The organism is Rhodococcus erythropolis NBRC 15567 (assembly GCF_001552595.1).
GTDB lineage: Bacteria > Actinomycetota > Actinomycetes > Mycobacteriales > Mycobacteriaceae > Rhodococcus_F > Rhodococcus_F erythropolis.
Window position 1 is genome coordinate 1 of sequence record NZ_BCRM01000016.1, and the last position, 18,940, is coordinate 18,940.

The window sequence follows — 18,940 nt, forward strand, 5'->3', positions numbered from 1 at the left end:
TTAGGGGGCCCGCCAAAAGTATGAACTTGAGCCGACCGTATCCCACTTGACCTGCGGCTAAACAAACCAACTGGTTCCGTTATTAAACCGTGATGAAATTTGCATAGGCAAATCGCGGGACATTCTTTACTGTAAGCAACATTCGAGGTTTACAGTCGTCTCGCAGGAGATTCCCAGGCTTTCGGTGTGGGTTGATGCGATCTCTTCGGTGTTGGAAGGTTCTGCGTGCCTGAGATTTTCGATGTTTCTGTTGCATCTGCCGCGTTCGTGAAGAACCTGGCCGGCTGGTCCCAGACTGCTTCGTGGGGTGCCGGCGGTACGGATCTGGGGTTTCCTGTGCGTTTGCGGGACGGCCGTTTCGGGTTCTTATTCGGCGACACCTTCGAAATCCCGCGAGCCGGGAGGTCCTGGGTGGCCCAGTCCGGTCATGTTGCGTTCGACGACAACAAATCTGAACCAGGGAATCGTCTTCGACTCCGGCGGCTATGCGAAGGAAATCCTGCCGAATGCACACGAAACTGATTGCGTTGGCAAATCAAATCGTCGAGAGCGAAAGATTCTAAGAAAGAATCTGGTCCGATATTTTGAAGACTGCAATTTACTCGAAAATTCACCGGGTAAGTCCATAGAAAGGGAAGTCATGAGTACGAAATCCAATCCCACATCCAGATCCGGTCGCGGCTTGACCACCTCACCTGTTCGTTCTTTGCTCCGCTTCGGTACTGCGGTTGTCTTTGCTGCCGGATTGGCGGTGGTTTCCGTCGCACCAGCGAATGCGTACCTCAGTCTTTACGACCACGCCAATTACCAGGGAGGCTCTTGGGTTACTTCGTCTTCGAGTTCGGTGAGCTCTTACAACGGAAGATATTTCAACAATAGCTACAGACTCTGGGATGCAGTATCGTCTATCAAGAACTACAATGGTGGCTGGAACAACTTTCACGATAACATAAACTATGGTGGAGATTATCTTCACGTTCCGGCATCGTCGGAGTTCAGCTACGTCGGAAATTTTTACAACGACAAGTTCTCCTCCCACTACTGAACCGTTGAGGTTTCGTCTCATTTTGTATCGGGCATGATGTCTGTGGAAAGAAACTCACTATGAATCGAAGTTGGTACCGCTCGACCGGCCTGCAGGTTCTCGCAGCCGTGTCCATTGTCGTGGGCATGGGAGCGTGCGGTTCGGATTCGGGTGTGGATACAGGTGAGCCCGCCTTGGGTCCGCGCGTCGAGCCTGGTGATATGCGTAATTTCGCGCTCCCGTTAGATGCCTATGTCAATGCTCCAGTGGTGGCAGTGCTCCAGGCAGAGAATGTCCTGGTCCAACGGTGTATGGCCGAATTCGGGTTTACAGGTGAGTACATAGGTACCGATTCGCCGGAGTCGGGCCCGCCCCCCAATGAGCGAAGATACTGGTTGGTGAGCAGTTCGGACGCCTCAACCTTGGGGTACCACTCGCGATGGGCAGATGCGGCAAAGGCGAAATCCGACTCGACCATCGAGTGGTCACCGGTGGAGGCCGCATTGCTCACCGGTCGAGGTCCAAGCATGCAGGAAGGCCGCGAGATCCCCGCAGGGGGTTGCGTCGGCGAAGCGCGCAGGAGGCTGGCGGACGGCGTTCCTGAGCTGCCAACGATGGAGGGCGCCCCGGTTTTCGTGGATGGTTCAGGCGCGAGCGTTTCGGCGATCGCGGAACATCTGGCCTCGGGAAGCTACCAGCGGATGGTGAACGACTCGCGGGTGATGAAGTCGTTTGCAGAGTGGCGCACGTGCATGGAGGGCAAGGGGTTCCACTACGCCAGCCCTCAGAATGCGAATGACGATCCGAGGTGGTCTGGAGATGTGGCAAGTGAAGAAGAAATCGCCACGGCTACCGCAGATGTGGCGTGCAAGCAGCAGACCGATTTGGTGAGCACGATGGCCACAGTGGAGACCGCGTATCAGCAGCGCGAGTTGGAGGCGAACGCGGAGGTTCTGGCCAAGGTCAAGGACGCCATTGACATCAAGATCAAGAACGCCCAGTCCGTGCTGGCGGGTGGCTGATTACCAGCAGGGGTGATCTGACGTGAGCGATGTCGACGCCGAGATTTCAGAGCCCACGGTAGTTGGAACCCGGCGACGATTTCTGCTTCTCCTTGTCCTCGCTTCACTGGTGAGTTCCGGAATAGGTTGGGCGGCGAGCACTCTCATTCAGTCCCCGGAACAGGCATTGGTCGAAGCGGACGGCCCTGGTGAGACGGCGCTGTATGTCCCCGTCGAGCGCAAGATCATCGGTCAATCTGTTGTGGTGCGCGGATCAGCGGTTTCGACCGGTGCCGTGGACATCGAGGTCAACCCCGGGACGGCGGGGAAGTCCATCCTCACTCAGGTGTGGAGACCACAAGGAGCGCAGGTCTCCTCCGGAGAGGCGATCGTCGAGGTGTCCGGGCGCCCGCTGATCGCTCTACAGGGCGCGATCCCTGGTTACCGGGACATCAGTCCAGGTATGCGGGGCAACGACGTCTACCAATTACAGCAGGCGCTGGGAGCCGCCGGATATCTCGACGGTGAGGCCACCGGGTTCTTCGGTGAAGAGACCAAACAGGGTCTCCTCGCTCTGTATGCGGCGCTCGACTACGACGTTCCGCTTGCCGGCGCTGCGGGGCAGCCGCGCGAGGCGGAACGTGCTGCTGAAGATGCCGTGCGGGCCGAGGCAGACGCCCGAGACAAGCTGGCCGCTCTTGAGTCCGGGTCAGCCGGTGCGGAGGACACACAGCAGGCTCCATCCTATGAGAGGGCACTGTCCGACGCGAGGCGAGTTCTCTCGCGTGCCGTGGAAGATGCCGTAGCCGCTCGCGAACATGCAGCGCATGTGGCAGCGAGCACTGGACCGGTGCTACCGCTCACCGAGTTCGCGTTCGTCCCGACGTTGCCTGCCACCGTGGTGACGATCGGGTTGGCGGTCGGCCAAGAGATCGGGTCGGCATCGCGAGCGTCCGCAGTGCCGGAGAATTCGCAAGTGCCCGCTGATACATCCGGCGGAGAAGGTGCAGGCGCTGTCGTTGGCAGCTCTGCGCTCATCACACTGGCTACAGGACAGCCGATGATCGAAGCGAAACTCGCCGCGGCCCAATCACAAATGATCCGTGCGGGGATGAAGGTTCGGATCGATTCGGAAACGAGCGGGCGCTCCGCGACCGGAACGGTAGAGTCTGTCGGCCCGCCAATCCCTGCCGCAAACGGCGCTCGCGGCACCGAATACCCTGTTCGCATCATGCCGTCGGAGTCCTTGGATTCAGGATTCTCTGGCGACGTGCGCGTCACCATCACAGCCGCGTCGTCTGAATCTGCAGTGTTGGCCGTTCCGGTCTCGGCGGTCTATTTGGGTGCCGACGGGCAGAACAGTATCCGCAAGAGGGGTGCCGACGGCACCGAGGTGACCGTACGGGTCAACGTCGGAATGACCGGTGATGGGTATGTGGAGGTCGCCGCGAGCGCCGCAGGGTCCCCGACGGAGACGCTCAGCGAAGGCGACCAGGTCCTCGTCGGCACCAGATCGGGCGGGAAGTGAACGCGCTCATCGCGATTACGGACCTCGGATTCGTCTATCCGGGCCCGCCCCCGGTAGAGGCGCTGATCTCGGTCAACCTGACAGTAGCGACTGGAGAATATGTCGCGCTCGTCGGACCGTCCGGCTCCGGCAAGTCGACCATGCTGAACGTGCTCGGACTACTGGACCGACATACCTCGGGCGATTATCTGCTCGCGGGTTCCGACGTGTTGTCGATGCGCGACGCCGAGCGAACCGAGTTGCGCAGCCACAGCATTGGGTTCGTATTCCAAGCATTCCACCTCATGCCGCACAGAACTGCGTGGGAGAACGTCAGTCTGGCCTTGATGTATCGCAAAGGAATCTCACCCTCAGTCCGCCGTGAGCGGGCGGTGGCTGCACTAGAACGGGTTGGATTGAGAGACAAGGTGAATGCCTACCCAACCCAGTTGTCGGGCGGACAACGCCAACGAGTCGCCATCGCGCGAGCGTGTGTCGGCGATCCAGCACTATTACTGTGCGACGAACCGACAGGCAACCTCGACTCGGAGACGGCGACGCGGGTACTTGAGATGATCGAAGAGTTGCACGCGCAAGGTCAGACGGTGGTCGTCATCACACACGACGAGGCTGTCGCCGCCCGTGCACACCGGCGCATCCGGGTACGGGACGGTCGAACCGAGGAGATCGATTGACTTCGCACCTGCATTTTCGGGACCTATTCGGCGAAGCTGCCGCCGGCGTGGTGCAGCGGCCTGGACGTTCGGCGCTCACCATGCTCGGAACAGTCCTCGGTGTCGGCGTCTTCGTAGGCGTGCTCGGCCTGACCGCAACGGCAGGCAATCAGATCAGTCAACGATTCACCGAACTGGCGGCAACCGAGGTCTACGTCCAGGATGTCGGCAATACAAGCTATGACTTCCCGGCCTCGTCGTTCCCCTCCGACGCGGACGACAAGGCCGCTCGGCTCGACGGGGTCCGCAGCGCCGGAGTCTGGTGGCCGCTCGCCAACGATGTGCTCGAGACCGTGGCGGCAGGTCCAGGGGCCGACTCCGCCGCCCGCTCCGCCATCTCCGTGTTCGCCGCTTCCCCCGGCCTTCTGGGCGCGATCCGACCCGAAGTTCAGGAAGGCAGGCTCTACGACGACTTCCACGAAACAGCCGGTCAACGCGTCGCAGTACTCGGCAAGGGAGCAGCGTCCGCGCTCGGGATCGGCAGCCTCGCTCAACGCCCCGCCATCATGATCAGTTCCATGGCCTTCACCGTGATCGGCGTCGTGTCCGATGTCGAGCGTGAGCCCGGACTGTTAAACGCCGTCCTCCTCCCACGCACGACCGCCGAACAGTTGTGGGGGCAAGCCGAACCCGACCGCGGAGCGAAAATGCTGGTCGATGCCGACCCCGGTGCAGCGCCGATAGTCGCCACACAAATCGCGATCGCGCTTCGGCCGGACAAGCCCGACGCGTTCAAGGTGACCCCACCGCCGAACCCTCGCGATCTACGTGAGGCCGTTGCTGCGGACCTTTCCGGTCTGTTTTTCGTCCTCGCCGGAATCTGTCTGGTCGTTGGTGCAATCGGAATCGCGAACACAACCCTGGTCGCCGTCCTGGAAAGAGTCCCCGAGATCGGCCTGCGGCGTGCGGTGGGTGCTCGGCCCCGACACATCGCCGCACAGTTCCTCACCGAGGCCGGCCTCCTGGGCACGATCGGGGGGTGTGTGGGCGCATCGATCGGGATCATTGCGGTCGTCGTCATCGCTGCCGTCAACCAATGGACCCCAGTGATGGACCCGGCCCTGCTTCTGCCATCGCCTCTGCTGGGGACGGTCGTCGGCATCGTGTCCGGCGTCTACCCCGCGTTGCGCGCGGCTCGCATCGAACCAATGGACGCGCTCCGAGTCGGATAGTGGCTGGTCTCAACGAGGTCAACGCATCAGTACTGGTGAGATGATGCGTGATCGTGGAGTATGTCCGAGCATGCGTGGAGAGGCTCCCGCGCACGATAATTCGATCCCGTCGCCGCAAAATCCTTCAGCTCGGGTATGCGCTCGACCATCGCCAGACCCGCCCGCTCCTCAGTTGCCAGCCGCTAGATCACTGTGGGATCGCTGGGTGGAACGTATCGAGGCCTTCTCGCCGCGTTGAGGTGTGCCCTCCCGATTCGCTCTGGGGCGCCGAACAATTCCTCTGCGCGACGACTGCTGAGAAACATGCCAATCAGCTGCCAAAATTCATCGTCCATCCATCCCACTGGGAGTGTCCGAAGTCGCCGTCCTGACCGGATGGCCGATCTCCGACAGCGACGAACCGTTCCCTGGCCAGCCGCCACGCCATCCAAAGCCGCTGCGCCCCAGCGCGGCCGTGCAGTCCGGTGAGCGCGTCGTAGCCACCGCCACTGCCCCGGGGAGTGGCGAGGCCACGATCGGCTACAACGTCTCCGACGCACTTCGGCACAGCTGGATCGTCGGGCCGAATGGGGTCGGTAAGAGCACGTTGCTGCTCAATCTCATCGTGCAGGATCTCGAAGCCGGACGTCCGGTGGTCGTGATCGAGCCGAAGGATCTGGTCAACGACGTCCTCGCGCGCATCCCGGACAGTCGCCGCGATGACGTCGTCGTGCTCGATCCGCTCGACGGCGCACCCGTCGGGCTGAACCCGATGGCGCGCTCGACCGACAAATCGTCTGCCGCACGGAGTCCCGAGCTGATCGCTGATTCGATGTTCGGGACACTGAGTGCCCTTTACGGGGACAGTCTGGGGCCGCGCTCGGCCGATATTCTGCGTAACTGCCTCACGGTGCTGGCTCGCCGCGACGATGCCTCACTGGTCATGGTGCCGCTGCTGCTCAGCAATCCAGGGTTCCGGCGCTCGCTGACGCAGCACGCGATGCGCGACGATCCGTTTTCCAGTGGTCCGTTTTGGCAGTGGTTCGAGTCGCTCTCACCTGAAGCAGCGGCCACCGTAGTAGCTCCGCTCGCCAACAAATTGAGGCCACTGCTCGCCAAACAACTACGAGCCGTTCTCGCCCAGCAGGCTCCGCGTTTCGACATTCGGCAGGTGCTCACCGAACGAAAAGTCCTCTTGGTGCCCCTGCAGAAAGGGATTCTCGGGCCGGAGGTGGCGCAACTGCTCGGGGCCTTGGTGGTCGCGAATCTTTGGGATGCCATCAGGGAGCGGGTGTCGATACCGGAAGCCGAGCGGGAGCCGGTCATGGTCTTCATCGACGAAGCACAGGAATACCTCAAATTGCCCACTGATCTCGGCGATGTTTTGGCAACCGCGCGAAGTTTGCGCTGCGGAATGCATCTGGCTCACCAGTTCCAGATGCAGCTGCCGAAACCAATGCTCGACGCCTTCCGCAACAACGCTCGTTCCCGCATCGCGTTCCAACTGGCGTCCGGCGATGCCCGTGACATGGCGGCGGGGCAATCAGCGCTGACGGCGGAAGATTTCGGTGCGCTGCCTGCCCACCACATCTACGCCCAACTGGTTCGCGACAACTCCGTCCAGCCGTGGGCCTCGGGGGTCACTCTCCCAGCGCCTCCGATCACCAGCGATCCCGAGGAGATACGACAGCTCAGCCGTGCTCGATTCGGGCAACCTCTGGGCGACATCGAGGCCGGGTTTGCCGATCTTCTCGATCACGTCCACCAGCCCGCACAAGGGACACCGACCGCTGGACATGGACGGAAAGCGAGGCGCTCATGACCGACACGCATCAGGAGAACCAGTCGAATGATGGTGTTGCAGTGGCTGGTTCGTTCGCGTCGACATCCACCCCGTTATCTGCGCCGGTCACAGTTGAATCCACCCCTGTACGGGACGGGACTGATGCTGCCATTCCTGGCAGCACACCAGCGCGCGACCAGCCCGCGCGGACACGGACCCGCGACCTCAGTTCGATTGCCGACCGCCTCAGCGAGCGAGACTGGGCAGTACTGAGATCCGTCGCCGCACACCGCTTCCTGACCACTGCGCAGATCACCCGGCTGCACTTTGCCGGCCACGCCGATACCTCCGGACCAGTACTGGCTCGGCGTACCTTGGGGCGGCTGCGCTCTCGGCGACTCCTCGCCACGTTGGAGCGGCGTGTCGGCGGCGTCCGGGCGGGCAGTAGCGGATTGGTCTACCACGTCGATGTCGTCGGTGACCGGATCCTGAGGCGCGAGAGCGGCCGCACCTCGCGTCGCCGGTTCAGCATCCCGAGTCCGACCTTCCTCCGGCACACCCTGGCCATCGCCCAGACCCATATCGAGCTCCTGGAAGCGAGCAGGGCGGGCCAGTGCGAACTGGTGCGCTGTGAGATCGAACCGGCGTCGTGGCGGCGACATCTCGGGCTCGGCGGCGCGCGGTTAACGCTCAAGCCGGACTTGTTCGCCGAGACCGCCACCGATCGCGGCAGCGCCTTCACCACCAGCTGGTTCATCGAGGTCGACCTCGGCACTGAACACCAACCGACGTTGCTACGAAAATCCCACGACTACGACGCCTACTACCGCTCCGGCACCGAACAAGCCGAGCACGGTGTCTTCCCGCTGGTGGTCTGGATCATGACTGCCAGCACCTCAAAAGCGGCCGAACGCCGCTGCACCGCACTGCGTCAGGCTATCGACAAGGACCAGCGCCTCGAGAGCGCACTGTTCCACGTCATCACACCTGACCAACTGATCTCACTCGTACAGAACGGAGGTACCCGATGATCACCAATCCCACCGAACATCACACCCTGCCAGGTGAACTCAACGATCCCGGCAAGCCGACGAAGTACCGGACCATCCTTGCCGACCCGCCATGGGACATCCAGCAAAAAGGCGGCCGTGGCGCCAGCCGCCACTACAACCTCATGGGCCTCGACCGGATAAAGAACATGCCCATCGCCGCTTTGGCCGACGACAATGCCCACCTGTGGTTGTGGGTCACCAACGCGACCCTGCGCGACGGTTTCGACGTCATGGAAGCCTGGGGCTTCACGCCGCGCTCGCCACTGACATGGGTCAAACCGCGCATCCAACTGGGCAACTATCTGCGCAACGCCACCGAACACCTACTGTTCGGCACGCGCGGGCGGGCACCGGTCAACTACCGCAGTCAACCGACCTGGATGTTCGCACCCTTGCAGGACCACTCGCACAAACCCGAAGAACAGTACGCCGTCATCGAACGCGTGAGCCCCGGCCCGTATCTGGAGTTGTTCGCGCGTCGAGCGCAGCCGGGCTGGGACGCGTGGGGTAACCAGATCGACTCTGCCGTCACGATTCCCGGCTATCCGGTGCCCTTGGACGTTAACACTCACACACTGAAGCCACTGCCGCACAGTCGGGTGACGTAGCGCAGCGTGCCTCGTCGGTGTCATGTGGCCGTCATCGTCAGCGCATCCGCGTTGACCGGCCACACCAGCACCGAGGAGGCGCTATGTCCACACCCGAGAGCGGTCTCAAAACCCTCGCCATCCGGCTCAGGCCGGACGTCCACGCGCAACTGAGCTTCGTCGCTCAGTTGCGTGGGCAGACCATCAACGACGAAGGTCTGCTCGCCATCACTGCCCACCTCGCGCAAGCGAAAACCGATCCCGCGCTCATGGCAAAAGCCGACCGAGCACGGGAGGAGATCGAACGCGACGCGGCAGTGCGGGCAGCTGCTATCGCCACCATGTTCGGCGACACCCCGCCGGACGCAGGCGACAGCGCCCGCGCCCCACGGTCACGGCGAGCGCCGAAGAGCGAGGAAAAGGGCGAGGATCCACCCGCAGCCGACTGACCGTCAGCTCGGCGCACCCCAAAACCGGGCGACCGGCGGATCGAGTGGCAACCCAGCCACTCTCCGCCGGGCCGCCCGGCGCAACACCCCATTCCGCCCGCCCACAAAGCCCGCTACGCCACCGAAAGTGGTATACCCAATTCAACTGCTCCGGAACGTATTTCATGTTGTAGAAAAGGCCGAATTCATTGCGTTCACGCAACGGCCAGAGTTACAATCGAATTACGAACGGAGACAACGTAAATGACACCAGAACAGCTCTATCAGCTCACCAAAACGCTGCGCGAAAAACGTGAATCGCTCGGATGGTCGGCCAATGAAGTTGGTCGCCGTCTCGGCATCAGCGCCGCAACCTACTGGCGGATTGAAACCGGCCAGATCACCAGCCCGAAACCAGAGACACTCCAGGCGATTGGCGACGTGCTCGGCATCCCTGTCGGCGACCTCTTCGCCAGCGCTGGTTGGATGCCCGAACAGGAGCTACCCAGCCTGCGCCCATACCTGCGCACCAAGTACCACCTGTCGCCAGAAGCTATGCGCGAGATCGAAGCGCACTTCGACGAAGTCGGACGCAAACACGGCATCAGCTTCAGTCCAGAAAGTGGCCCTCGGGCTGGTGAAGACGAATAAACAGCAGCCCCAACACAAAACAACAACCCGGCAGACGGGAGAGGAGGGAACACCATGAGACCAGCACAGCAACCACAACATACGAGCGTCCTCGCCAGTCTGCGCGCCGTCATCCCACGACGGGCCGACATCACCGTCGAAGAAACAATGCGCATCGCCGAACTCCAAGCCAACAAACTGCTCGAACAACACGGCATCACGCGCGGTGCAACGCCGACAGAAATCATCACCGAATTGCCGAAGATCGCGATCGCTTACACCAGCACTCTCGTTGCTGGAGCAAGTTACTGGGACTCAGTTCGACACATCTGGGTCATCCAGCTCTGCCGCTCAGACTCGTGGCGCAGACGGCGATTCACTCTGGCCCACGAGTACAAGCACATCATCGACCACGGACGCACTACCGATCTTTATCGCGGTACCGAAAAGGTCTCCGCCGCAACCCATGCTGAGCGCGCGGCCGACTACTTCGCGGGCTGCCTTCTCGTCCCGAGACGGCTCCTTAAAAGAGCCTGGGGAGAAGGCATCCAGCACACCGACGCACTGGCGCACTTGTTTCAAGTCAGCGAGCAAGCAATCGGGGTGCGGTTGCGACAAATAGGACTCATCGACGACGTCGTACGACATGTGCGAATGGAATATCCAGGGCAAAACCACGAACGAACCGCATTCGCACCGCTAACAGTAGAGGAGTTTGTACAGTGAATGAGGCGAGTGCTCAAATGTCCGACAATGTCGCAGGCGACTACGGCAAGGTCGCCGTTTCGTACATCCGCGTCTCAACGAAGGAACAAGCTGAACGTGACGGTGATCCGGAGGGGTACTCGATTCCGGCACAGCGTGAAGCGAATAGGCGCAAGGCCGCTGCAAAAGAGGCCATGATCGTTGAGGAGTTCGTCGAACGAGGCGAGTCAGCGAAACATGCCGACTCACGCCCAGAATTACAGCGGCTTCTGCGATATCTCAAAGATCATCGAGTCGACTACGTCATCGTTCATAAGGTTGACCGTTTGGCGCGCAATCGCCTCGACGACACGCAGATACATTGGGCGATCAAACAGGCTGGGGCTGAACTGGTTTCCGCGACCGAGAACATCGATGAGACGCCATCGGGAATGCTGTTGCACGGAATCATGAGTTCGATCGCAGAATTCTACAGTCGAAATCTTGCCTCCGAAGTCCACAAAGGCATGGAACAGAAGGCGAAAACAGGTGGGACGCCAGGCAGAGCTCCTTTGGGTTATCTCAACGTCAGGAAAGTCAATTCGGAAGGCGTCGAAGTTCGTACTGTGGAAGTTGATCCGGCGCGGGCTGATCACATCACGTGGGCATTCAGCGCATATGCCACGGGTGCCTGGACTCTCAAGACCATGGCAGCCGAATTGGAGCACCGAGGCCTCACCACTCGCCCGCCTCCGAAATTACCCGGCAGGCCAATCAAATACAACAGCCTGTACAGAATTCTCACCACGCCGTACTACAAGGGTGAAGTCGTCTATCGCGGCGTTTCGTACCCCGGCCGACACCGACCGCTTATCGATGAGGTGACGTGGTCGCGCGTGCAGGACGTACTCACCTCCCATGCAACGGGGGAGAAGCAACGCGAGTTTCCGCACTACCTAAAGTCCTCAGTTTTCTGCGGCAAGTGCTCAAGCCGCCTGATAATTACCAATGCGAAGAACCCGTCGGGCAAGATCTATCCCTACTTTGTCTGTCTCGGGCGGCACCAGAAGACCAACAACTGCCAACAGAAAGCTGTCCTCATCCGGGTTGTCGAGGAATTAGTTGAGGATCACTACCGCACCGTGCAGCTCGACCGTCGGCTTGCGGATCAAATCGAAGCCATGGTGCATGATGATCTGCAGTCATTTCGACAAGCGGCAGACACCGAACGTCGCGCGCTGAGCACTCAGAAGGAGCGCTTGGAAAGCGAGCGAATGCGGCTACTTCAGGCTCACTACGCGGGAGCCGTGCCCGTCGATCTGCTGAAGCAAGAGCAGGATCGGATTGCACGTAGCCTTGCTGGAATCGAGCAACGCCTCGACGCGTCGGCCATGCAATTCGATGCGTTTGACGCGTCTTTGCGGCGTGCTATTGACTACGCCGTCAACTGCTCGGTGGGCTACCGGCATGCCGGTAGCCTGCCGGGAGGTTCGCAGGTGCGTCGGCTCTTCAATCAGGCGTTTTTCGTCAAAATATTGGTCGACGAGGATACGGTTCGTGTCGAGTTGGCTGAGCCGTTCCGGACGCTACTCGGAGCCGAAGCGGCGATAGCAGCGCGACGTCACGCCCAAGTGGCAGCAGCAGATAGTGAAGTGGATGTCGTCGACGCGGCACCCGAATCTGCCCCGTCTGCAACGGACGAAAGCGAAAACGAAAAACCTACGACTCGTGTCGTAGGTTTGAAATTGGCTACTTTGGTGCCCCCGGCAGGATTCGAACCTGCGACCAAGAGATTAGAAGGCTCTTGCTCTATCCCCTGAGCTACGGAGGCGCGTGGAACATCATACTCGAGGGTTCGGGATGTGACGCGCGCCGCCCAACTCCGACGCGTTGTCGTAGTCGGTTCGCGAAGGTCCTACCCTTGAGGTATGGCTACACCCGACCTCGCGCCGACAGATTCCCCACCGGAGTCCACACAGCACAGCGGTGCACCCGCTTCTTCGACCGCGATATTCGTGGTCAGTGGACTCATCGCAGGGCTCACCGCAGCCATCGTGGTGGGATTCTCCGCGTCGCAGGCACTGACTCTTCTGGGCATCCCGGATCCAGGTCCGATCACCACATACGGCCTCCCCGCGATGCGCGCACTGGGGGAGATCGCCGCGGTCATCGCGATCGGGTCACTGCTGCTGGCCGCGTTCTTCGTGCCGCCGCAGAAGTCGGGCGTCCTCGACGTCGACGGCTATCGAGCAGTCCGAACCGCATCGCACGCCGCGATCGTGTGGGCAATCTGTTCGTTCATGATGGTGCCCCTGACGCTCTCCGACACGTCGGGTCAGCCGTTCGCCGAAGCGATCAAACCGGCAAACCTCTGGTCGGGACTCGATCAGGTCGAGATCGCCGGCGCCTGGCGCTGGACGGCGATCATCGCGGTTGTTCTGGCGATCCTGGCCCGACTGACACTGCGCTGGTGGTGGACACCGCTCCTGCTGCTGGTCGGTCTTCTCGGACTGATGCCGCTCGCTCTCACCGGTCACTCGTCTTCGGGCGGCTCGCATGACATCGCTACCAACAGCCTGATCCTGCACCTTGTGGCGGCTTCGCTCTGGGCCGGCGGTTTGTTCGCGCTACTGGCCCACGCGCGGCGCGGCGGCGATTACACCGACGTAGCGGCTCGACGCTTTTCGACGGTCGCATCCATCTGCTTCGTCGTCATGGGATTCAGCGGCGTCATCAATGCGATTGTCCGTCTGCCTCTCGACGACGTGTTCACCACGACCTACGGACGATTGATCGTCGCCAAAACAGTTGCACTGATCATCCTCGGGTTCTTCGGTTGGGCTCAGCGGAGTCGGGCGCTACCGGCGCTGGCGGAGAACCCGAAGAGTCGCTCTGCCCTGATTCGATTTGCCGGCGCCGAAACGATCGTGATGGCGGCGACCATCGGTCTCGCGATCGGCCTCGGTCGTACCCCGCCGCCTCCGCCGCTGTCGATTCCCTCGATTCCCGAGGTCGAACTCGGTTACAACCTTCCGGACCCGCCGTCGTTCATGGCGTTCGTGACGGACTGGCGATTCGACCTCATGTTCGGCACCGCCGCAATTGCTGCGGCGATTCTGTACGGCATCGGCCTGCGCAAGCTGGCCAAGCGTGGAGACTCCTGGCCCGTCGGCCGAACCATCGCCTGGATGAGCGGTTGCGCGGTGCTCCTGATCGCCACGTCGTCCGGTGTCGGCAAGTACGCGCCGGCAGTCTTCAGCGTTCACATGGGCGCACATATGGCGCTGTCGATGTTGGGCCCAGTCCTGCTGGTTCTGGGTGCGCCGATCACTTTGGCTCTGCGGGCGCTCGATCCGGCGGGCAAGGACGGCGTGCCAGGCATTCGCGAGTGGATTCTGACCGCGCTGCACAGCCCGTTCTCACGATTCATCACCCACCCGATCGTGGCGGCAGTTCTCTTCGTCGGCGGTTTCTACGCGCTGTATCTCGGCGGAATCTACGGCGCGACCGTCGACTCGCACAGCGCTCACCTGCTGATGAACCTGCACTTCATCCTCAGCGGCTATCTCTTCTACTGGGTGGCGATCGGAATAGACCCGTCACCACGCCAATTGCAGCCGGTGACCAAGCTGGCGATGGTCTTCGGCTCACTTCCGTTCCACGCGTTTTTCGGCGTGGCATTGATGAGCACCACCGCCGTCATGGGCGGCGCGTACTTCCGCTCGCTCGGACTCGGTTGGAACAACGACCTGATCGGCGATCAGCAGCTGGGCGGCAGCATCGCGTGGGCGACCGGCGAGATCCCACTCATGGTGGTCATGCTCGCGCTGCTGGTTCAGTGGTCGCGCAGTGACGGAAGGACCGCGCGCCGAACGGACCGTGCGGCCGAGCGTGACCACGACGCCGACCTCGCTGCTCACAACGCTATGTTCGCAGAATTGGCCAGGCGGGACCGCGAGGGGTGGAAACCGCGTGAGGCTGCTGACGCGGAGACTGCAAGCGAGGACTCTGCGGGCGAGACACCCAGCGAGAAGAAATCCGACGAATCCTCCACTAGCACTTAGTTCCGACACTGCCCGGGCCGTTTGGCTCGGGCAGTGCTGTTTCTCCACAGCTGTCCCGCCGATGCACAGGTGGAAATCGAAATCCCGAGCCAGGCGTTTGCCGTTCCACAATCGAAACTGCCGACGCAATGATCGGCCCCGCGGCAGTTGGCGGGTTCTGGAGTTCGAAGGGGGATCGGACATGTACGAAACGCATGCAACGGTTGTCGGAACCGTCATCACCAATCCGGTGAAGCGGCAGACAACCAATGGCGAAGAGGTGCTGAGCTTTCGGATGGCGAGCAACACGCGACGCAAAGACGCGGTGACCGGAGAGTGGACGGACGGAGCGACCCTCTATCTCACGGTCAGCTGCTGGCGGCGGTTGGTCACCGGCGTCGGCGCATCCATCATGAAGGGTGATCCGGTCATGGTGGCGGGGGAGTTGCGCACCAACGAGTACACGACCAAAGAGGGTGTGCCTCGTTCCGATCTCGAGCTACGGGCGACTGCGGTAGGCGCGGACCTTGCTCGTTGCATCTCGAAGATCGAGCGTCAGAGCAAGCCGACGTCGGCGGAGAATGCCGAGGACGCAGTCGACACCGTCGCTGCGTGAGGACTCACACCGAGGGTTTCGGGCAGTCGCGGGGCCGAGAGTCGTGCCCCGCGTCCACTCGCTCGAGAAGTTCGGTGAGAGTTGCTCGCTCCGATTCGTCGAGGTCGTCGAACACATCCGAGGATTCGCGGCGTTGAGCTTTCGCGACGTCGGCAGCGAGGGTAGCGCCGGCGTCGGTGAGCTCGAGTAACACGGCTCGCCGATCGTTCGGATCGGGAGTGCGGCGCACCCATCCGGCCTCTTCGAGGGAATCCACGACGTCGGTCGCCGACCGCGGAACGATGCGCAATCGCTCGGCAAGAAACCCGAGTCGAACCGGCTCGCCCACTCGGGTCAGTACTCGCAGCGCTCGGCTTTGCGACGGCGAGAGACCGAATGGTTCCAGCGCTGCCACTTGGCGTCGGCGGATGAGCCGTGCCACGGACATCACTACGTCGGTGAGTTCGCGCTCTCGGGAATGCATGGCGTCAGTCTAGCGTTGTTGGTGTCAGCCTCATAGTGAGGTAACCTCATCAATATGAAACTAGGGTGAGAAAGCCTCCAGGAGGTAGAACGTGAAACCAGATCACATGCGAAACATCGAACGATCCGCTGTCGAGATCACTCCGGCGGACTCCGTACCGGCAAAGCGCGTACTCGGACTGTTCGCGCCGTATCGAACTCAGATCGCCATCGTCACCGCGGTCATCACACTCAGCGCGATCGTGGCGTTGGGCAGTCCGCTGCTCCTACGCGAAATGCTCGACAAGGCGATCCCGGACAAGAACCTCGGACTCGTCAGCGTTCTGGCCATCGGCATGATCGCCATTGCCGTGATCACGAGCTGTCTCGGCGTGGCGCAGACTTGGATGTCCAACAGCATCGGCCAGAAACTGATGCACCAACTGCGCGTGCGGGTCTACTCGCATCTGCAGAGTCAGTCGCTCGGATTCTTCGCTCGAACCCGAACCGGAGAAGTTCAGTCGCGCATTGCCAACGATATCGGCGGTATGCAGTCGGTGGTCACCAACACGGCAACGTCCATCGCGCAGAATGCAACGACCGTGGCAGCCACCATTGTTGCTCTGTTCCTTCTGGATTGGCGGCTTGCCATCTTCTCGCTGGCGATCTTGCCGGTGTTCATCCGTATCGCACGCAAGATCGGTGACGAGCGCCGCAAGATCTCGGGTAAGCGGCAGAAGCTACTCAGTGATCTGTCGGTGCAGGTGGAGGAATCTCTCTCCGTCAGTGGCATTCTCCTCGGCAAGACGACCGGCGCGAAGTCGGCTCTGACGGATCGATTCACCGAGCGTTCAGCGGAAGTCGCGGACGTGGAACTCCGGGCCATGATGGCCGGCAAGTGGCGCATGGCGACCATGTCGATCACCTTCGCAGCCATGCCCGCACTGGTCTACTGGTTCGCCGGTTTCACTCTCGATCACGGCAACACCATCACCGTCGGCACCCTCGTCGCATTCACCACACTGCAGACCCAATTGTTCCGCCCCACCATGATGCTGCTCAACACGGGCGTCGAGGTGCAGAGCTCGATGGCACTGTTCAGTCGCGTGTTCGAGTACCTGGATCTGCCGATCGACATCGCGGATCCGGAAGAGTCGAAGAGCTTCGACCGCACCAAGATGTCCGGCGAACTTCGGTTCGACCACGTCGACTTCTCGTATCCAGGAACCGACAGCAAGACCCTCGACAACATCGACCTCACGGTCCCGGCCGGCGGAACCTTGGCGCTGGTCGGCTCCACGGGTTCGGGCAAGACCACTCTCGGATACTTGGCCGCACGTCTGTACGACCCGACTGCGGGATCGGTGAGAATCGACGACGTCGATCTGCGGGACCTCGATCTGGCGACGGTCTCCGACCTGGTAGGTGTGGTGTCGCAGGAGACGTATCTCTTCCACACGACGATTCGTGAGAACCTTCGGTTCGCGAAACCCGACGCCACGGACGCCGAGATCGAGCAGGCAGCGCGCATCGCGCAGATCCACGAGTTCATTTCCGGTCTCGACGACGGGTACGACACCATGGTCGGCGAGCGCGGCTACCGATTCTCCGGCGGTGAGAAACAGCGCATCGCGATCGCGCGCACAGTTCTGCGGAATCCGCCGATCCTGGTCCTCGACGAGGCGACGAGCGCCTTGGACAATCGCACTGAACGTGCGCTGCAGGACGCGCTCGACGAGCTGATGGTCGGACGCACCACTCTTGTTGTAGCGCACCGACTCTCCACGGTTCGAGATGCGGATCTCATCGCGGTCCTCGACCAGGGCGTGGTTGTGGAAAAGGGCACCCACGACGAACTGGTGCAACAAGGTGGGCGATACGCACAGTTGCTTGCGGCCTCGGGTAGCGACGCCGTCGAACTCCCGTCGGAACTGCAGACCGTGTGAGTGTAAGAAATGTCGGCCATTTCACTTCCGCAAGTTTCTAGAACGTGTTCTACTTTAATGGTCGTTGATCGACTATCAGTGGAGGCGGAAGATCATGGGTCAGGTTCTGGACAACATCTCACAGTTCGCCGACGAGATCCGCGCAGACGGAGTCGAGGGCGACAAGCTGATGCGCTTGACGGACGGCAGCGCGAAGCGCCTGCGCGACTCCGGCGTCATCCGGATGTTGCAGCCGAAGGAATTCGGAGGCCTCGAGGCGCATCCGCGTGAATTCGCCGAGACGGCAATGGCTATCGGCGCGATGGACGGTGCCACGGGCTGGGTCAGCGGCATCGTCGGGGTTCATCCGTGGGAGCTTGCGTTCTTCGACCGCAAGGCTCAGGAAGAGGTGTGGGGAACCGATCCTGATACGTGGATGGCGTCGCCGTATGCGCCGATGGGTGTGGCGAGGCCGGTCGAGGGTGGGTACATCCTCAACGGTCGTTGGTCGTTCTCGTCCGGTACTGATCATTGTGACTGGATCATGATCGGTGCGATGGTCGGTGACGAGTCCGGTAAGCCGTTGATGCCGCCGAAGATTCTGCACGTATTGTTGCCGCGCTCCGATTACGACATCGACCAGGACAGCTGGAATGTCGTGGGCCTGCGCGGAACCGGGTCGAAGGATCTGATCGTCAAGGATGCGTTCCTGCCGACGTATCGGACTCTTGATGCGGGAAAGGTTTTCGACGGGACGGCGTGGAAGGAAGCGGGCCGTACGGAGACGTTGTACAAGTTCCCGTTCTCGTGCATTTTCCCGTTGGGGATCACTTCGTCGTTGATCGGTATTGCTGAGGGTGCGTTGGCGTGCAACATGGCGGCGCAGCGTGAGCGCGTGACGGTCAGTGGTGTTCCGATCAAGGAAGATCCGTACGTGCTGTTCGCGATCGGTGAGGCGGCGGCCGAGATCGCTGCTTCTCGGGCTGCGATCTTGGAGACGGTGGATCGTTTCTGGGACATGACCGAGAAGGGGCAGGAAGTTTCGTTCGAGCTTCGTGCGATCGGTCGGCGTACGCAGACTGCTGCTGCGTGGCGTGCGGTGCGGGCGGTGGACGAGATCTTTGCTCGTTCCGGTGGTGGCGCGTTGCAGTTGAACACGCCGATGCAGCGGTTCTGGCGTGATGCGCATGCCGGTCTCGCGCACGCGATCCATGTGCCTGGTTCCATTTTTCATTCGTCGACGCTCTCGCAGCTCGGTGGCGAGCCGAAGGGCATCCACCGGGCAATGATCTGAGCCGTCCTGGGGACACCCGGAGGTGTCCCCATCGCGGTTT

16 protein-coding genes, 1 tRNA gene and 2 pseudogenes are annotated in these 18,940 nt (G+C 61.5%); 16 read left to right on the top strand and 3 right to left on the bottom strand.

Annotated features, from left to right (window positions below; all coding sequences use genetic code 11):
• The first annotated feature begins 427 nt into the window (after nucleotides 1-427).
• From RE4_RS31195 to RE4_RS31855, 12 genes and pseudogenes are all read left to right on the top strand, one after another.
• A complete protein-coding gene (locus tag RE4_RS31195) occupies nucleotides 428-1,045 on the top strand; it encodes a hypothetical protein (protein ID WP_158630216.1) in 618 nt (205 codons plus the stop codon).
• A gap of 377 nt (nucleotides 1,046-1,422) precedes the next feature.
• Entirely contained in the window at nucleotides 1,423-2,046 is a 624-nt protein-coding gene (locus RE4_RS19145) for a hypothetical protein (protein WP_127159997.1), read from the top strand.
• 22 nt (nucleotides 2,047-2,068) lie between these two features.
• The gene (locus RE4_RS19150) at nucleotides 2,069-3,553 is read left to right on the top strand and encodes a peptidoglycan-binding domain-containing protein (protein WP_060939144.1); all 1,485 of its coding nucleotides are present in this window, start codon (nucleotides 2,069-2,071) and stop codon (nucleotides 3,551-3,553) included.
• Nucleotides 3,550-4,227, top strand: a complete 678-nt coding sequence (locus tag RE4_RS19155; RefSeq protein ID WP_201799173.1) for an ABC transporter ATP-binding protein — start codon at nucleotides 3,550-3,552, stop codon at nucleotides 4,225-4,227. Before RE4_RS19150 ends, RE4_RS19155 begins: the two co-directional genes overlap by 4 nt.
• Nucleotides 4,224-5,438: an ABC transporter permease gene (locus RE4_RS19160; protein WP_060939146.1), complete on the top strand. Its 1,215-nt coding sequence runs from the start codon at nucleotides 4,224-4,226 to the stop codon at nucleotides 5,436-5,438. The genes RE4_RS19155 and RE4_RS19160 overlap by 4 nt, the downstream gene beginning before the upstream one ends.
• A 331-nt stretch (nucleotides 5,439-5,769) precedes the next feature.
• Nucleotides 5,770-7,239, top strand: a pseudogene (locus RE4_RS19165) (type IV secretory system conjugative DNA transfer family protein); the annotation flags it as partial.
• Entirely contained in the window at nucleotides 7,236-8,231 is a 996-nt protein-coding gene (locus RE4_RS19170; protein WP_081098397.1) for a replication-relaxation family protein, read from the top strand. The pseudogene RE4_RS19165 and the gene RE4_RS19170, both read left to right, overlap by 4 nt.
• Nucleotides 8,228-8,860, top strand: a complete 633-nt coding sequence (locus RE4_RS19175; protein WP_060939147.1) for an MT-A70 family methyltransferase — start codon at nucleotides 8,228-8,230, stop codon at nucleotides 8,858-8,860. Before RE4_RS19170 ends, RE4_RS19175 begins: the two co-directional genes overlap by 4 nt.
• A gap of 83 nt (nucleotides 8,861-8,943) precedes the next feature.
• Entirely contained in the window at nucleotides 8,944-9,288 is a 345-nt protein-coding gene (locus tag RE4_RS19180; RefSeq protein WP_060939148.1) for a hypothetical protein, read from the top strand.
• A 243-nt stretch (nucleotides 9,289-9,531) separates the two neighbouring features.
• Nucleotides 9,532-9,918 (top strand): helix-turn-helix domain-containing protein, encoded by a 387-nt coding sequence (locus RE4_RS19185; protein WP_024488276.1) that lies wholly within the window; start codon nucleotides 9,532-9,534, stop codon nucleotides 9,916-9,918.
• 54 nt (nucleotides 9,919-9,972) lie between these two features.
• Nucleotides 9,973-10,623, top strand: a complete 651-nt coding sequence (locus RE4_RS19190) for an ImmA/IrrE family metallo-endopeptidase (RefSeq protein ID WP_081098398.1) — start codon at nucleotides 9,973-9,975, stop codon at nucleotides 10,621-10,623.
• A gap of 17 nt (nucleotides 10,624-10,640) precedes the next feature.
• A pseudogene (locus RE4_RS31855) lies at nucleotides 10,641-11,708 on the top strand (recombinase family protein); the annotation flags it as partial.
• A gap of 153 nt (nucleotides 11,709-11,861) precedes the next feature.
• On the opposite strand, the gene RE4_RS31045 reads toward RE4_RS31855, so the two are convergent.
• Both RE4_RS31045 and RE4_RS19205 read right to left on the bottom strand, forming a co-directional pair.
• Nucleotides 11,862-12,050 (bottom strand): hypothetical protein, encoded by a 189-nt coding sequence (locus RE4_RS31045; RefSeq protein WP_060939150.1) that lies wholly within the window; start codon nucleotides 12,048-12,050, stop codon nucleotides 11,862-11,864.
• A gap of 286 nt (nucleotides 12,051-12,336) precedes the next feature.
• A tRNA-Arg gene (locus tag RE4_RS19205) sits at nucleotides 12,337-12,412 on the bottom strand.
• A 97-nt stretch (nucleotides 12,413-12,509) separates the two neighbouring features.
• On the opposite strand from RE4_RS19205, the gene RE4_RS19210 reads away from it, so the two are divergent.
• Together RE4_RS19210 and ssb are read left to right on the top strand one after the other, a co-directional pair.
• Nucleotides 12,510-14,645: a bifunctional copper resistance protein CopD/cytochrome c oxidase assembly protein gene (locus RE4_RS19210; protein ID WP_020970010.1), complete on the top strand. Its 2,136-nt coding sequence runs from the start codon at nucleotides 12,510-12,512 to the stop codon at nucleotides 14,643-14,645.
• A gap of 181 nt (nucleotides 14,646-14,826) precedes the next feature.
• A complete protein-coding gene (gene ssb / locus RE4_RS19215; protein WP_060939151.1) occupies nucleotides 14,827-15,240 on the top strand; it encodes a single-stranded DNA-binding protein in 414 nt (137 codons plus the stop codon).
• Nucleotides 15,241-15,244: 4 nt separating this feature from the next.
• Here the strand turns inward: ssb and RE4_RS19220 are convergent, their stop codons facing one another.
• The gene (locus tag RE4_RS19220; RefSeq protein WP_003945320.1) at nucleotides 15,245-15,703 is read right to left on the bottom strand and encodes a MarR family winged helix-turn-helix transcriptional regulator; all 459 of its coding nucleotides are present in this window, start codon (nucleotides 15,701-15,703) and stop codon (nucleotides 15,245-15,247) included.
• Nucleotides 15,704-15,809: 106 nt separating this feature from the next.
• Here RE4_RS19220 and RE4_RS19225 point away from each other — a divergent pair, with 106 nt between their 5' ends.
• Both RE4_RS19225 and RE4_RS19230 read left to right on the top strand, forming a co-directional pair.
• On the top strand, nucleotides 15,810-17,627 hold the full coding sequence (locus tag RE4_RS19225) for an ABC transporter ATP-binding protein (protein ID WP_060939152.1): 1,818 nt from the start codon (nucleotides 15,810-15,812) through the stop codon (nucleotides 17,625-17,627).
• A gap of 94 nt (nucleotides 17,628-17,721) precedes the next feature.
• On the top strand, nucleotides 17,722-18,900 hold the full coding sequence (locus RE4_RS19230; protein ID WP_060939153.1) for an acyl-CoA dehydrogenase family protein: 1,179 nt from the start codon (nucleotides 17,722-17,724) through the stop codon (nucleotides 18,898-18,900).
• Nucleotides 18,901-18,940: the final 40 nt, after the last annotated feature.

Bases quoted from the DNA above. Each gene is read 5' to 3' on its own strand.
- RE4_RS19210 (WP_020970010.1), top strand. From the start codon at position 12,510: ATGGCTACACCCGACCTCGCGCCGACAGATTCCCCACCGGAGTCCACA.
- RE4_RS19225 (WP_060939152.1), top strand. From the start codon at position 15,810: ATGCGAAACATCGAACGATCCGCTGTCGAGATCACTCCGGCGGACTCC.
- RE4_RS19190 (WP_081098398.1), top strand. From the start codon at position 9,973: ATGAGACCAGCACAGCAACCACAACATACGAGCGTCCTCGCCAGTCTG.
- RE4_RS19185 (WP_024488276.1), top strand. From the start codon at position 9,532: ATGACACCAGAACAGCTCTATCAGCTCACCAAAACGCTGCGCGAAAAA.
- RE4_RS31045 (WP_060939150.1), bottom strand. From the start codon at position 12,050: ATGCCGGTAGCCCACCGAGCAGTTGACGGCGTAGTCAATAGCACGCCG.
- RE4_RS19170 (WP_081098397.1), top strand. From the start codon at position 7,236: ATGACCGACACGCATCAGGAGAACCAGTCGAATGATGGTGTTGCAGTG.
- RE4_RS31195 (WP_158630216.1), top strand. From the start codon at position 428: ATGTTGCGTTCGACGACAACAAATCTGAACCAGGGAATCGTCTTCGAC.
- RE4_RS19220 (WP_003945320.1), bottom strand. From the start codon at position 15,703: ATGCATTCCCGAGAGCGCGAACTCACCGACGTAGTGATGTCCGTGGCA.
- RE4_RS19180 (WP_060939148.1), top strand. From the start codon at position 8,944: ATGTCCACACCCGAGAGCGGTCTCAAAACCCTCGCCATCCGGCTCAGG.
- RE4_RS19230 (WP_060939153.1), top strand. From the start codon at position 17,722: ATGGGTCAGGTTCTGGACAACATCTCACAGTTCGCCGACGAGATCCGC.
- RE4_RS19175 (WP_060939147.1), top strand. From the start codon at position 8,228: ATGATCACCAATCCCACCGAACATCACACCCTGCCAGGTGAACTCAAC.
- ssb (WP_060939151.1), top strand. From the start codon at position 14,827: ATGTACGAAACGCATGCAACGGTTGTCGGAACCGTCATCACCAATCCG.